The organism is Psychrobacillus sp. FSL K6-1464, from assembly GCF_038003145.1.
Taxonomy (GTDB): domain Bacteria; phylum Bacillota; class Bacilli; order Bacillales_A; family Planococcaceae; genus Psychrobacillus; species Psychrobacillus psychrotolerans.
The window spans coordinates 1,798,581-1,812,805 of the sequence record NZ_JBBOOP010000001.1 but is presented as its reverse complement, the minus strand read 5'-3'; the positions used below and the strand labels follow the sequence as shown (position 1 = coordinate 1,812,805).

At 35.1% G+C, this 14,225-nt stretch carries 14 protein-coding genes and 1 tRNA gene; 11 read left to right on the top strand and 4 right to left on the bottom strand.

What is annotated here, in order from left to right; genetic code table 11:
• Positions 1-7: 7 nt before the first annotated feature.
• Positions 8-1,543, bottom strand: a complete 1,536-nt coding sequence (locus MKX39_RS08875; RefSeq protein WP_340769207.1) for a spore germination protein — start codon at positions 1,541-1,543, stop codon at positions 8-10.
• A 228-nt stretch (positions 1,544-1,771) separates the two neighbouring features.
• Here MKX39_RS08875 and MKX39_RS08870 point away from each other — a divergent pair, with 228 nt between their 5' ends.
• The 5 genes from MKX39_RS08870 (at position 1,772) to MKX39_RS08850 (ending at position 6,884) form a co-directional block, all read left to right on the top strand.
• A complete protein-coding gene (locus tag MKX39_RS08870; protein ID WP_340769205.1) occupies positions 1,772-2,263 on the top strand; it encodes a DUF2975 domain-containing protein in 492 nt (163 codons plus the stop codon).
• A 16-nt stretch (positions 2,264-2,279) separates the two neighbouring features.
• The gene (locus MKX39_RS08865; protein ID WP_340769204.1) at positions 2,280-2,507 is read left to right on the top strand and encodes a helix-turn-helix domain-containing protein; all 228 of its coding nucleotides are present in this window, start codon (positions 2,280-2,282) and stop codon (positions 2,505-2,507) included.
• A gap of 222 nt (positions 2,508-2,729) precedes the next feature.
• A complete protein-coding gene (locus tag MKX39_RS08860) occupies positions 2,730-2,936 on the top strand; it encodes a helix-turn-helix transcriptional regulator (RefSeq protein ID WP_093534220.1) in 207 nt (68 codons plus the stop codon).
• Between the two features lie 54 nt (positions 2,937-2,990).
• Positions 2,991-3,488, top strand: coding sequence for a hypothetical protein (locus MKX39_RS08855; protein ID WP_340769203.1), 498 nt, complete (start codon positions 2,991-2,993; stop codon positions 3,486-3,488).
• A gap of 225 nt (positions 3,489-3,713) precedes the next feature.
• Positions 3,714-6,884: an ATP-binding cassette domain-containing protein gene (locus tag MKX39_RS08850; protein WP_340769202.1), complete on the top strand. Its 3,171-nt coding sequence runs from the start codon at positions 3,714-3,716 to the stop codon at positions 6,882-6,884.
• Positions 6,885-7,301: 417 nt separating this feature from the next.
• Here the strand turns inward: MKX39_RS08850 and MKX39_RS08845 are convergent, their stop codons facing one another.
• Together MKX39_RS08845 and MKX39_RS08840 are read right to left on the bottom strand one after the other, a co-directional pair.
• Positions 7,302-7,679, bottom strand: a complete 378-nt coding sequence (locus MKX39_RS08845; RefSeq protein WP_093534224.1) for an rRNA methyltransferase — start codon at positions 7,677-7,679, stop codon at positions 7,302-7,304.
• 104 nt (positions 7,680-7,783) lie between these two features.
• Complete coding sequence (locus MKX39_RS08840; RefSeq protein ID WP_340769201.1) at positions 7,784-8,323, bottom strand: helix-turn-helix domain-containing protein; 540 nt, start codon at positions 8,321-8,323, stop codon at positions 7,784-7,786.
• Positions 8,324-8,447: 124 nt separating this feature from the next.
• Between MKX39_RS08840 and MKX39_RS08835 the strand changes: the two genes are divergently transcribed.
• From MKX39_RS08835 to MKX39_RS08810, 6 genes are all read left to right on the top strand, one after another.
• Positions 8,448-9,875, top strand: a complete 1,428-nt coding sequence (locus MKX39_RS08835; protein WP_340769199.1) for a SulP family inorganic anion transporter — start codon at positions 8,448-8,450, stop codon at positions 9,873-9,875.
• A 12-nt stretch (positions 9,876-9,887) separates the two neighbouring features.
• A complete protein-coding gene (locus MKX39_RS08830; protein WP_340769197.1) occupies positions 9,888-10,307 on the top strand; it encodes a universal stress protein in 420 nt (139 codons plus the stop codon).
• Positions 10,308-10,394: 87 nt separating this feature from the next.
• Positions 10,395-10,466 (top strand) — tRNA-Asn (locus tag MKX39_RS08825).
• Between the two features lie 178 nt (positions 10,467-10,644).
• A complete protein-coding gene (locus tag MKX39_RS08820) occupies positions 10,645-12,315 on the top strand; it encodes a ribonuclease J (protein ID WP_093534232.1) in 1,671 nt (556 codons plus the stop codon).
• 19 nt (positions 12,316-12,334) lie between these two features.
• Entirely contained in the window at positions 12,335-12,586 is a 252-nt protein-coding gene (locus MKX39_RS08815; RefSeq protein ID WP_093534234.1) for a (4Fe-4S)-binding protein, read from the top strand.
• A 192-nt stretch (positions 12,587-12,778) separates the two neighbouring features.
• Positions 12,779-13,597 carry a GNAT family N-acetyltransferase gene (locus MKX39_RS08810; RefSeq protein WP_340769194.1) on the top strand — a complete coding sequence of 273 codons (819 nt, stop codon included), beginning with the start codon at positions 12,779-12,781 and terminating at the stop codon, positions 13,595-13,597.
• Between the two features lie 46 nt (positions 13,598-13,643).
• On the opposite strand, the gene MKX39_RS08805 is transcribed toward MKX39_RS08810, so the two are convergent.
• Positions 13,644-14,186 (bottom strand): GNAT family N-acetyltransferase, encoded by a 543-nt coding sequence (locus tag MKX39_RS08805; protein WP_340769192.1) that lies wholly within the window; start codon positions 14,184-14,186, stop codon positions 13,644-13,646.
• Positions 14,187-14,225: the final 39 nt, after the last annotated feature.

Genomic DNA, 14,225 nt, shown 5'->3' with positions numbered 1-14,225 from the left:
CTTCAGTTCAGCTGTTTTCAGGTTTAATAGGTTCAGGTTTATATTTTTCTTTATCAACGGGTCTTGCTACCTCAGGCCTCTTAGACGTTAAGGGGTAAGGTAATCGGATAATACTATTTGCCAATCCTTTCAGCCTAAGAGGATAAAATGGCGATAGGTAAGGCGCACCTAGACTAGTTTGGCGCAGAAGATGTATGAGGATAAAACAAAATGCTAGCATAATTCCATAAAAACCCCAAAAGCCAGCAAGTATAATAATAGGAAATCGGATTAGCCTAATAACATTACCCATCATATAACTTGGAGTAGTAAAAGAAGCCAAAGCGCTTAAAGCAACAAATATGAGTAAAATATTACTTGTGATTCCTGCTTGAACAGCTGCTGTTCCAATTACAATACCACCAACAATACCAATAGTTTGTCCAATTTTTGTTGGTAATCTCGCTCCAGCCTCTCTAAGCAATTCAATAATAAATTCAAGTAACAATGCCTCGAATACAGGTGGAAAAGGAACCAGTGCTCTCGATTCACTTAGAGGAACCAAAAAAGCCTGCGGAATTACTTCATAATGAAAAGTTAATGCCCCTACATATATAGGTGTCAAAAATACTGATAAAAGAATAGCCGTAAATCTTAAAAGCCGTGAAAATGTAGCAATTTGCCATCTAAGGTTTTGGTCTTCTTGACTTTGAAAAAATTCTATAAATGACTGTGGGCACACAATTGCCATGGAACTACCGTCCACCACTATACCTAATTTGCCGTTTAATAGACCATCACAAAACCGGTCTGGTCTTTCCGTCAGAAGCATTTGTGGGAAAGCTGACATAGAATTGTCGTCAATCATTTCTGATAAAACGGCACTATCGAGTAGTGAATCAACATCGAGATCAGTAATTCTTTGTCGCAACGTGTTAACCATCTGTTCATTTGCAATCCCATTAATATACAGAAGAGCAACGGAAATATTTGTCCTTTTTCCTACTATGAACTTTTCATTACAAAGATCTGGACTCACAATATAGCGACGTATTAAGGAAATGTTAGTAGATAGACTTTCATTGAACCCGACCTGAGCACCAATTACTTGTGATTCGTTTTCAGGTGTAGACAAACTACGAGATTCCAGTTTCGGAATATTAGCCATTATTACTTGAGAGTGTCCTTCCAAATGGATAAGCACTGAACCAGTAACAATTGATTTTACGATCACGTCCAAACGAGTGGATGCATTTATCTCTGGTATGGAAAGTGCAGCCTTTATAGTATCTGGCGTATCAACTGATTTTTTTTGGAGATTGGAGATAATATGATCGGTTAACACTTGATCATTTACTAAATTGTCTATATATATGAGAGTAATATTAGGTGGAATGTCTTTCACGATTAAATCAGATGGATCCTGAGTTGCATCTTTGATCAATTGAACAAAATCCATCTTCAGCGGTGTCATCATGCCTATATCTTTTCTCGGAGCAGCTGTTTCTACGGGTGTTTTCTCTTTGTTGTGCTTGCTTTTACTGAAAGGTAGGGGAAATTTCATGTTGAAACAAGGCTCCTTCCATTTCTAAACTTACTTTATAGAATGGGCTTTAACAGGGAAAACTATACTTTTTACATTTACTTTTAATAAACAATAAGTAGCTTAGTGGAATTTAATTACTAAAAATCTATTTTACAATAATTTTGTAACGTATTTTAATAATTATATATTGATAAACGATAATTTTAATGCTATTATGAATGTATATTAAATGTAGGAGGTACTTTTATGAAACGAGGATCAACAATTTTTCTAAAGTTAGCTGTTATTCTTATGGGAATCCCCGTTCTCGCAATGTGTATTTTTTTATTGCCCCAAATAGCTGGGGAAGCCAAGGAGGCAATAGAAAAAGGATCGGAATTAGCGTATGTGGTGTACGGACTTTTAACAGTAATGTATATTTCCGCAATCCCTTTTTACTTTGCTTTGTACCAATCTTTTAAACTATTAAATTACATTGATAAAAACTTAGCTTTTTCGGACTTTTCTGTTAGAGCCCTAAAGAAAATTAAAACCTATGCGATTATTATAAGTGGCTTATATGCTGTAGCTTTACCATTTGTTTTTGTCATGGCAGAGGTGGATGATGCACCAGGTTTAGTAATAGTCGGGATGGTACCTGTTTTTGCATCCTTAGTAATTGCCGTTTTTGCTGCTGTCCTTCAAAGACTTTTGAAAGAAGCGATAGATATAAAAGAAGAAAATGATTTAATAGTCTAAATCTGAGGTGAATAATATGGCAATAATTATCAATATTGACGTGATGCTCGCAAAAAGAAAAATGAGTGTAACGGAACTTTCAGAAAGAGTTGGAATCACAATGGCCAACCTTTCAATATTGAAAAATGGGAAAGCAAAAGCAGTGCGATTATCCACATTAGAAGCTATTTGCAAAGCGTTAGAATGTCAGCCAGGAGATTTATTGGAATACAGAAGCATTGACGAAGATCCGCAAATAGAATAGTTCATTAAACAGGTAGAATATAGTACCAACGAAAGGCATCGAGAAAAATCTTGGTGTCTTTTTTTATTTGTTTGCTAGAGGTATTCATATAGCGATGTGCAACTATACCATACATATGGAGATATAAAAAAAGTAAAGTTAATTAAACATAAAGTAAAATAAACTATACAAAATGACAATTCAACTATACAATAATTTTAGAATGTTAGGAGAGGGAGCCATTTGTTAAAAAATCGAGTAAAAGAGTTAAGGGCGAGATTTAATTTGACGCAAGGAGACCTGGCGGAAAAGACTGGCGTAACTAGACAAACCATTGTTTCTTTAGAAAAAGGAAGTTATACCCCTTCGTTACTGCTTGCTATGAATATTGCAGAGGTATTTAAGGAACCAATCGAACAAATTTTCTACAAAGAGGAGAACAAGTCCTAATTGTTTTAGTATATTTATGTATTTTAATGCTTGTAAAAAGAAAGGGGTTATATAATGAGAAACTTGTCGATATCCATTGTTTTACGTATATTACTTATTATTTCATTCGCTCTGGTCACTTTTATGCAGGTAAAAGACACTCAGCTTTCTGATATGTTTTTAAATGATGAGATTAGTTTCGAATATTATAAGGAAAATGAGATTAATACTAGTGTGTATGGTTTAATTTTTGTCATTTTAACCTTGATAAATTCCTGGTACACTAACTATCTTTCGAAGAAACGGAATAATGGGCGAATTCTTATGAGGGAAATAGTTATTCCCGAAATGAACCTAAATGACGATGAAAGAGAAGCTGAAATTACAGCCAAATCGGCCAAAGCAGCATTCTCCGTAATCATTATAGCCACATTCATAGTGCTAGCATTTTTTGCGTTAGTCATTCCATATTTGGATAACCCTTTGCCATATTCTGTTTTTACTATTGCTGCACTACCGATAATTGGACTTCTCACATACTACATCACATATAGAGTATTGTATTTACGATGAAAATGTGGAGTGGTTTGTATATATAGCATGACTTTGATGACACTTGGAAAAAGGAACAGGGGGGCTGGTAGATTTAAGGAATCTAGTATTGACGGTCTTTGGTATTCGAATCCTGACGACACATTTAAACATTAAATAGGCACATATGCAGATAAAGGCCAGTTTTGTTTCAAGCTCTACAAACATGACAATATTAAATAGAAAGAATGGAATGGATATTACAATATGAAAATAAATCAATTAATTGCAAATAATATTAACAATTTAGAAACAGAAATACCTGTAGACAAATCGTTTGGAATTGCCGGTCTTTCCGGTTCTGGTAAAACAACATTTTGCCAAACAATTGGCGAAGAATCGAAGAAACGTCTAGTTTCACTTTTGCCAAAGGCAGAATATCAGTATTTATTCCCTAATATTATGGAGACCAATTTCAGTGCCATCAAAATGGAGGAGATGCCTTTAGTACTTTTTCTCGGAAAGTCCGCTATTTCTTCTAATCCGCGTTCAACAATTGGTACACATACTGGTGTGTTTAAAGAGATTCGCGATACTCTTGCTAGAAAATTTAGTCTTTCACCTGAAGTTTTTTCATTTAATAATGAGTTAGGATGGTGTCCTGCATGTAAAGGTCGTGGTACAACGAAAAATATCGAATGTAAAAAATGCGGGGGGAAGCGTTATAACACGGAAGTCCTACAAAAACGAATGGAATTGTTCGATCAGCCACATAGTATTTCGGATATTAACAACTTAAGTATCGAATCGATTCACTCATTGGCAGAAGCTTTACATATTAGTGAAGCGAAACAACATATCCTTAAGAATATTATCAATATGAACATCGGTTACTTAACTATAAATCGTATCATGGGTACATTATCAGGTGGCGAATTAACAAGACTTTACTTGGCTGAATTCATGGCAGCAAGTGAAAATACCATTATAATTATTGATGAAATCTCCGTTGGTCTTGATCATCAAACATTAATGCAAATTCTAGAACAAATTAAAAAATTGGGTTACAAAAATCAGATTTGGCTCATTGATCACTCCGACACCGTGCTAGACACAACGGAAGAGCAATTGTTCTTTGGACCTGGAAGTGGAAAATATGGCGGTAAAATTGTAGAGGAATCCCCACGCCCAAACCCAATCAGTTGTGAACGAAATGAGGAAACACCAACAGAAAACTATCACTTCCATGAACTTTTCAGTCGAAATATTCAAATGACTAAAATTCAAATTCCTCAAAATAGAGTTGTCACTTTTACAGGAGAGTCAGGGTGTGGTAAATCTACGTTAGTAAATGAGTGTATAGCAAAAGATTTTCTAAAGCGCTATCCAAAAGACAAACTAGTAATGGTTGGGCAAAATCGCAACCAATCAATTACTAGCCGTTCAACAGTGGCAACTTTTCTTGATATTAAAAGGAAACTCACGAAATATAGTGACGATATTGATGGTATTTTTCTGCGATCGATTGAGGATATTATCGATGAATTGCCAGAGGGGGATATCGCTCATAAACGCTTGAGTTTACTGATCAAACTGGGACTTGGTTATTTAACGTTGGAAAGAAAAACACAATCATTATCGAATGGTGAGTTTCAATGTGTTCATTTAGTTTCTGAGCTGTTTGCTAATTCTAGAAATCCACATACTCTTTTTATTTTTGATGAGCCATCTAAAGGTTTGTCACAAAATATATTAAATCAATTCATTGATAGTATTAGAATTATTCTGCAAGATGAATCAATTTCCATCATTATGATTGAGCATAACGCTTATATGCTAGAGAACTCTGATTTTATCGTGGATTTTGGGAAAAGACAACTTGCGCCTGTGGAGCATCTTGATGTTATTAGCCATGATAATTATTATCGTGGTCAAAACACTACGAATGGGGTTGCTCCATTGCGAATTTCTTCTACTATCAGTCAACAAACTGGCATTAATTACTTGAAAGAAAACCAGATTAATTATTTTAAAAATGCAGAAAACATCTATAAGGGCGGAATTTTAAAAAGCTTATCATCTATGGCCCGATTGATATACGGGGAATACGAGTCTGACAAAATTGCTCCTGTCATTGCAATAGACTTGGAACGTCATTTGTATAGTCAATATAGTTTTCTCTATGAAATAGGCGGTCTAATTAACCATATTGTAGCTGCACAACCAACCAATAAAGATACGAGGAGCTTTGACTTTTATTCTCAAGGCAATCACTGTCCGAGTTGTTCTGGACGTGGGGTAATTGAAGTATTTGATATGGATGTGGTTATTCAAGACAAGACCGTACCATTCTGGGATGGTCTACTGCACCCAGATGTCATGGAAGTATTAAAATATTATCAATATCCAAAATTGGAATTTTTATTTGAAGAGATTAAAAATGAACTAGGTCATGATATTAGCAAAAGCTATAATGACATGACTGAACAAGAAAAGCATACTTTTTTATATGGGTATTGGGATAAGTCCTTTTATGACAAAGCAGCCAAAACACAAAGAACATGGCAAGGCTTTAATTACCTAATTGGGATGTATATGTTCATTTCGAAATCGATTATTAAAGAGCAAATGAAAGAATCTAAACAAATGATTTCATGTCCGGTGTGCAAAGGATCTGTGTTAAACCATCATAAACAACTTAAATTTGGTGAGACAGATATCCGAGAGATTATACAACAGCCACTTGAACAAGTGTTAAAAACGGTAGGGGAGTTACCTGAACTTCTTAAATTGAAAGCTATTGTAGGCGGGGATATGTCTTTGGCCGAAGATGTATCATTATTACCTAGAGAAACTCAAGCTGCACTTAAAATGCTCGAATTAGAACTAGCAAGCTTTGCTGGTTATGAAATGGTACTGCAAAATGTATTGCCATTTTGGAATAGCATCAAAAACAATATTGAATCCATTAGCAACAATAATAAGGTAACTATTTGTGATTTTGACAATATCATTGAAACAAGAGAAACCATCATTGATAAGTATTTCACGAATGGAAAATATAAAAAACTAACGTATGTTTATGAAGCATTTGGTTACAAAAAACTTGTTACTCAGGTTAACAAAATCAGAAAAAGTCACCCATGTCCATTCTGTAAAGGAAAGAAAGTAATAACGGAAGAGAATCTTCATGATGGGGTGCACAAATTAACGATACCTTGTGTGAGTTGTCATGCCACTGGTATTAATAATGAGGGACTTCAGGTGACAGTCGAAGGTAAATCAACAGATATATGGCTTACTGGGGAAGTTAGAGACGTTATAGATGATAGTTTAACTTTTGGAATTGTAGCAGATCTTCTGCTGTTCAAACGTATTCGGGAGTTGAACAAAGAAGAAATGATGGCAGTTTATGAATATCTGGAGCAAATGAACTAAATTGTCAATATAAATGAAAGCTATATAAAAACTCATTTGCAATAATAATTGCGAATGAGTTTTTATGCTATTCTGAAGAAAAGCATTTTAGATAAATAAATATCAAAGGGAGAGATCAAGTGGAAAAGCAAATAAAATTTTAGTTATTGAAGATGGCAATGATATTACTATGTAGAATTCTTAAAAAAGAAAAAAAGTGGAGAAAGATTATACTTTTAATCTTTAATTTATCTGGTATTTACATTCATTTATTTTAAATACGATGTGATTTATAATGAACATAATTTAGTCTGTAAAATTAGTGAAAATTTCTCTGATATCTCACTATTACTAGTATACTTCAATAATGAAACATAACTTAGTATAATATATATTATGACCACATCCCTATTTTATAATTTCATTTATGTCTCTTCTTTACTCTTTTTCTATTCTATATCGCCAATTTGCATTTTTTACATCCTCTATATTTATGTAGCTTTCACTTGCCTCAATTACATCATTTAAATTTAACTTATTACTCTTAGCAAACAATCGCAAACTCTCCAGTGTTTCCTTATCACAGGTTGTACGAAATTCTATGCGATCTTTCGGTCTGTTTTTCTTGTCGTACATTAATGCACTTTCGTTTAATATATTTTCAAACCCGTTTTCTAATAAATAACCAATATGCGAATTTGACTCTTTTGCCATTACTTTGAGCTTTTTTATTAAACTTGCACTTATACGTGTTTTATATTCAGTTCTCGTTTCATCGACAGTTTGTATTAACTTTCCATTTACTATTTTCCACATATCTTTCACACCTTTTCAAAGTTTGTCTCGTATTATGCTCTATTTCTTTCATAAAGGCCTTTTAAACTATTTTAAGACTCAATAATAGGTTTACCCCTATCCTTCTATTTAAACTGGTCTAAATAGCGATATAAAGTAGATTTACTAATGCCAGTTTCCGCTTTTATTTGCTGCAGTGTATATGCTTTGCTGTCATACATAGCAAAAGCTCTATTTAAATTATCATCTGACTTTTTCGGTCGGCCAATGATTTTCCCTTGCTTTTGGGCTTCACGGACCCCAAAAATGGATTGATGACGTTTAATTTTCGTTTGTAAACTCGTCAATAACTCTAATAACTCTAGGAGCCTCATTGATAAAATATCTGTATTATTTAGATTTTCATCGATAAATGTGACGGTTACTTCGTCTCTTTCAAATACTCTCAATAAATCTTGGAATTGTGTAAGAGAATCCGCAAGCACTACGAAATTTTGTACATACAATTGATCCCCCTTTGAGAGCTGCATGACTAAGTCTTCTAGTTCATGTCTTTTTTTCATATAGGGATGTTGCTCTATATAGACTTCTGCATGTTTTATATCCACTAGCTGTAACTTAACATCTTCATCATTTATTAATGGTCTTTTGTATCCGAATTCCATTTTTCTCCTCCAATTTCCCAAAAGCATTCCTATTTAGGAAAAGACATGTTATGATATGACAGATTGTCCTAAAACACAGGTTTTTGGGACATTATAAATTGACTATATCCGAAGGAGAACCTATATGCAAACTATTCAACAACAGTGGTTTGGAAATATTCGAGGCGACATATTATCAGGGATTGTCGTCGCACTTGCACTTATTCCAGAAGCCATTGCTTTTTCAATTATCGCTGGTGTGGACCCTATGGTTGGTCTTTACGCTTCCTTTAGTATAGCTGTCATAATCGCTTTTGTCGGTGGCAGACCGGGTATGATTTCTGCTGCTACTGGTGCCATGGCACTTGTTATGGTTAATTTGGTTGCTGATCATGGGTTGAATTATTTATTGGCTGCTACTATTTTGACTGGAGTCATTCAAATTTTCTTAGGGGTCTTCAAAATAGCAAAACTAATGCGTTTTATCCCTAATTCAGTGATGATTGGCTTTGTTAATGCATTGGCTATTTTAATCTTTATGGCACAGGTCCCTCATATTTTAGGGGAAGGCATATTAACGTATGTATTTGTCGCAGTTACATTAATAATGGTCTATACAGTACCACGCTTTATAAAAGGGGTTCCTGCCCCACTAATTGCGATCGTTATTTTAACTGCAATATCATTTATATTTGGTATTGAATTAAAAACGATTGGAGATTTAGGTACGATAACGCAAAGTCTACCAAGCTTTTTCTTACCGGACGTACCATTCTCTTTAGAAACTCTTCAAATAATACTGCCTTACTCTTTAGCACTAGCTATTGTTGGTTTACTTGAATCGTTGTTAACTTCACAAATAGTTGATGATATGACGGATACAAAATCAGATAAAAACCGGGAAGCACGTGGACAAGGAATCGCTAACTTTATCACAGGATTTTTCGGTGGTATGGCTGGTTGTGCGATGATTGGTCAATCGATGATTAATGTGAAGTCTGGCGGACGTGGCCGTCTATCTACATTGGTTGCTGGGGTTTTCTTAATCTTTTTAATCATAGTTTTAGGTGATTTAGTAATTGATATTCCAATGCCCGTGTTAGTTGGAATAATGATTATGGTATGTATTGGTACATTTGATTGGTCTTCATTTAAATATATTGTGAAAGCACCACGTGCAGATGCAGTTGTGATGATTGCGACTGTTGCAATCGTTGTCTACACGGATAACTTAGCTATCGGTGTGGTAGTAGGTGTTATATTAAGTGCCTTATTCTTTGTTGCTTCGATCTCTAGGGTGAAAATAACGGAACATGATGGCATATATATTATTGAAGGTCCCCTTTTCTTTGCTTCTACTCAACATTTTGTTCAAACAATTGAAAAAACAACAGCAAAAACTATTACAATAGATTTATCGAGTAGCCATTTGTGGGATGAATCATCCGTTGGAGCAATTGTTAAAGTTGTTTCAAAATTAGAAGAACAAGGAAAATCGGTATCAGTAATTGGGATGAATCCAGCTAGTGAACTGCTATATCAAAAACTTTTAGGGATTACAACTTCACACTAAGGAGGACTAGTTATGTATCCACACATTCTTTTAGCAACAGATGGCTCTGAAAACTCCGTTCGTGCCGCAAAAGAAGCGATTAAACTGGCAATGTGTTCAGCCAATTCTAAAGTCGAAGTAGTGATGGTCACAGATTTTGACAAATCAAAGCAAGACATTCTACATGCCCAATCAGCCGAATCATTGCTGATAGAACGCAAACGTAAAATTTCCAATGTAGAACAGTTACTAAAGGATGAACAAGTGAATTATAAAGTTACTTTTTTAAAAGGATCCCCTGGTCCAGAAATTGTTCGATATGCAAAGGAACAAAAAGTTGATCTTGTAGTTGTTGGCAGTCGAGGTTTAAACACTTTACAAGAAATGGTGTTAGGAAGTGTCAGCCATAAAGTGATGAAGCGAGTTCACTGCCCTGCATTAATTGTTAAATAATAATTATTTAACTATATTTTTTTAAAAAATTAGTTGTATATAATAGACAAAGTTTGTTCATAATAAGTTTTGTAAGATATTTATAATTCCGTAGTAGCTCAGTGGTAGAGCAATCGGCTGTTAACCGATTGGTCGTAGGTTCGAGTCCTACCTCCGGAGTTCAGAGCTAAAAAAGAATGGTTGATCGTGACTTTAGTTCACGACCAACCATTCTTTTTGTTTATCAGTTCCATTTATGTACTTCTTCTTCCCTTTGCCTTAAGGAAATTTAAAAACCCCTTATAAAAGTGGGATAAGAGGCAATACTTAGAAGAGCATTTTTGAATGGAGGATAAGGATGAATACTACTAACAGTAAAGTATCTATTTTTGCATTAGGTGGAGTAAATGAAATAGGGAAAAATATGTATGTCATTCAATCAGATGACGATATAGTGGTCATCGACTGTGGTTCCAAGTTTCCCGATGAAACCCTGCTAGGTATAGATTTAATCATTCAGGATATTTCCTACTTATTGGAGAATGAGGATAAAGTAAGAGGGTTAATCATTACACATGGTCATGAAGATCATATTGGTGGTATCCCCTACTTTCTGAAACAACTTAATGTACCGATTTATGCAACCAATTTAACGGTAGGCCTAATCGAAATTAAATTGAAGGAGCATGGGTTATTAAGAAATACACAACTATTTTTAATAGACTCCGACTCCAAACTGAGACTAGGAACCATTAAGACATCCTTCTTTCGAGTTAGTCACAGCATACCTGATTGCCTAGGTGTAGCATTTCATACTTCACAAGGAACAATTGTACATACAGGAGATTTTAAATTTGATTTAACGCCTGTAGATGAACAATATCCGGATATTCATAAGATGGCCGAGCTTGGCAACAAGGGCGTGTTACTGCTCCTATCAGAAAGTACGAATGCCGAAAGACCAGGATTTACTGCTTCCGAACAAAAAATTGCTGCACAAGTCGAAGAAGCGTTTCGAAATGCACCACGGAAGATTTTCATCTCTACCTTTGCCTCCAATGTGCACAGGGTACAGACAATAGTAAATGCTGCTATTAAGACCAATAGGAAAATTGCATTATTAGGGAGAAGTATGGTTAATGTAGTAGCTGTTGCGATGGAACGAGGGTATTTAACTATTCCTGAAGACATGCTAATCGATCAAAACGAAATTAATACGATGAATCCTGAGAATGTTGTGATCTTGTGCACAGGGAGCCAAGGAGAACCGATGGCTGCCTTGTCTCGCTTAGCAAGTTCAAGCTACCGTAATGTAGAGGTACTTCCGGAGGACACGATTATTTTCGCAGCTGGACCTATTCCTGGCAATGAAAAGAGTATTACAAGAATTATAGACAACTTATATACTTTAGGTGCTCATGTTATATACGGCTCCGGTAATGTTACTGGCATGCATGTATCAGGTCATGCTTGCCAAGAAGAGCTCAAACTGATGCTTACTTTGATGAAACCAAAATACTTTATTCCTATTCATGGCGAATATCGTATGCTCCATCACCATCAGCTGTTAGCAGAATCTGTTGGTGTGGAACGAAATAATATATTTATCGTTCAAAACGGGGATGTCGTGGACATTGTAGATGAAAAAGCTGTTCAAACGAGAAATATAGAAGCTGGAAATGTATTTGTCGATGGGTTTGGTATTGGAGACGTCGGGGAAATTATATTACGAGATCGAAAATTGCTTTCAGAGGATGGGATGTTAGTAATTGTTACCACTCTAAGCAAAGCAAATAACAAGATTATTTCAGGACCGGATACAATTTCTCGCGGATTTGTCTATGGTCCTGAGTCCGAAGAGCTTATAAAAGATGTGAACCAAAATGTACGATCTACTATTTCGAAAACAAGGGATACAAACAAAAACCAACGTGTTCTAAAACAAAACATAAAAAAATCTCTAGAAAAGCTATTATATAGTCGAACTAAAAGAAAACCTATGATACTTCCTATAATTATCGAATTGTAAACAAATTGGAGGTAACCCGATGGCAGATACAGAAGAAGATTTAATCAAACTAGGTTATAAAAAATATTACGGAGATGAATTAGATATATACTTTCATCCCATAAAATGTACACATGCTGCAAACTGCATTAAATACCTCCCTTCTGTTTTTGATGTAAACAATAAGCCATGGATTTATCCAAACGGAGCACTTAGAGAAGATGGCAAAAGAGTCGTTCAAAATTGCCCCAGTGATGCGCTACGATTTATCGATAAAAGAACCGTTCATTAGAATAATTTTCTAATGAACGGTTCTTATTTTTCAGAAAAAACATATTATTTTAAGCTGATTCGTTATATATTAATAAAGTGAGTTAATTTCACAGTAGTAATAATATCTGGATTAAGTTGATTTTCGCTTTCCACTGCCCTTGGACAGCACTTCTATCGACAAGAATATACTATGGATACAAAAGGAGCACTTATGCTAACTACTAAACAATTAGAAGATATCGAGGCACTGCAAAAAGAATGTGAACTACATGATAAACTTCAGCTGAAGTTAAATTGGGATATGCTGAAAACACGTACGGATAATCATTATGACTTCTTCCTATATGACAACGATGTACTGATAGCTTTTCTAGGTTTATATCCTTTTGGTACGACAGTTGAGGTTTGCGGAATGGTTAAACCGACGGACCGCAGAAAACATCATTTCTCCAATTTATTTGAAGAAGCTATGGCTGTTGCAAAAATACAGGGCTTTCATAAAATATTGTTGAACGCTCCTGCTGGTTCTGACGAAGCAAAAGCATTTTTGAAACACTATAAAGCAGTGTATTCCTTTTCAGAACATCAAATGAAATGGGAACCAAGAGAACTGGAAGAAGTATCTGGATTCACCTCACGGAAAGCTGAGCAAAAGGACCTTCCCTTACGTGTTCAGTTAAATATTGAATCATTTGGATTAGATGACGAAAGTTCCTTAGAAATAGAAAATCGAGTTGACTTAGAAATGGATAACAGCGTGTATATAATCGATACACATGAACAATCTGTAGGTAAAATAAGAGTTAAGGTTGAAGACGAGGAAGCTTGGATATACGGTTTTAGTATACTTCCCCACTTCCGTGGCAAAGGAATTGGACGAAAAGTATTACAATCTATCGTTAAGAAATATGCATCTCAAGGTAATTCTCTCCACTTAGAAGTCGAAACGGAAAATATGCATGCGTTAAGTTTATATGAATCTATTGGATTTCAAATAGTCCACGCACAAGATTATTACATATACAAATAATTCAAACCCTGATATAACGTTAACATAGTTACATCAGGGTTATATTTTACTTTTTCCAATCGCTAGCGAGCATTCCATAAACCACATGATCCACATAATGGTCATATAGCCACTCTGCCTGCCTTACACAGCCTTCTTCCTGAAAACCTAATCTGCCTGGAATAGCCCTACTTTTTTTGTTTTCTACAGCTGCGCGAATTTCTACACGATTTAATTGTAATTCTACTAATGCATAATCCACAAAAGCCTCTACTGATTTTGTCATTAACCCTAATCCCACATAATCATTTCCTAACCAATACCCAATACTCGTTGATTTGTTATTCCAATCAATTTTATGGAAACCAATTACTCCAGCAAGATTGCCGTCATACCAAATACCCGCTTGAAAGCCGTTATTCTCACTAAACTGCTTCATAGTCGATTGGATGAACATCTTCGTGTCTTCAGAAGTACGAGTAAAATCAATAAATGGTAACCATTCTCTTAACGTATCCTTCGATTGAACAGTTAATGCGAACAAATGTTCAGTGTCCCGTAAATCGAGCATTTTTAAGCAAGTTTGGTCATTAATTTCGTATGAAAACATGAATTTCCTCCTTTTTCACATCTTTTAGTTTACATAATA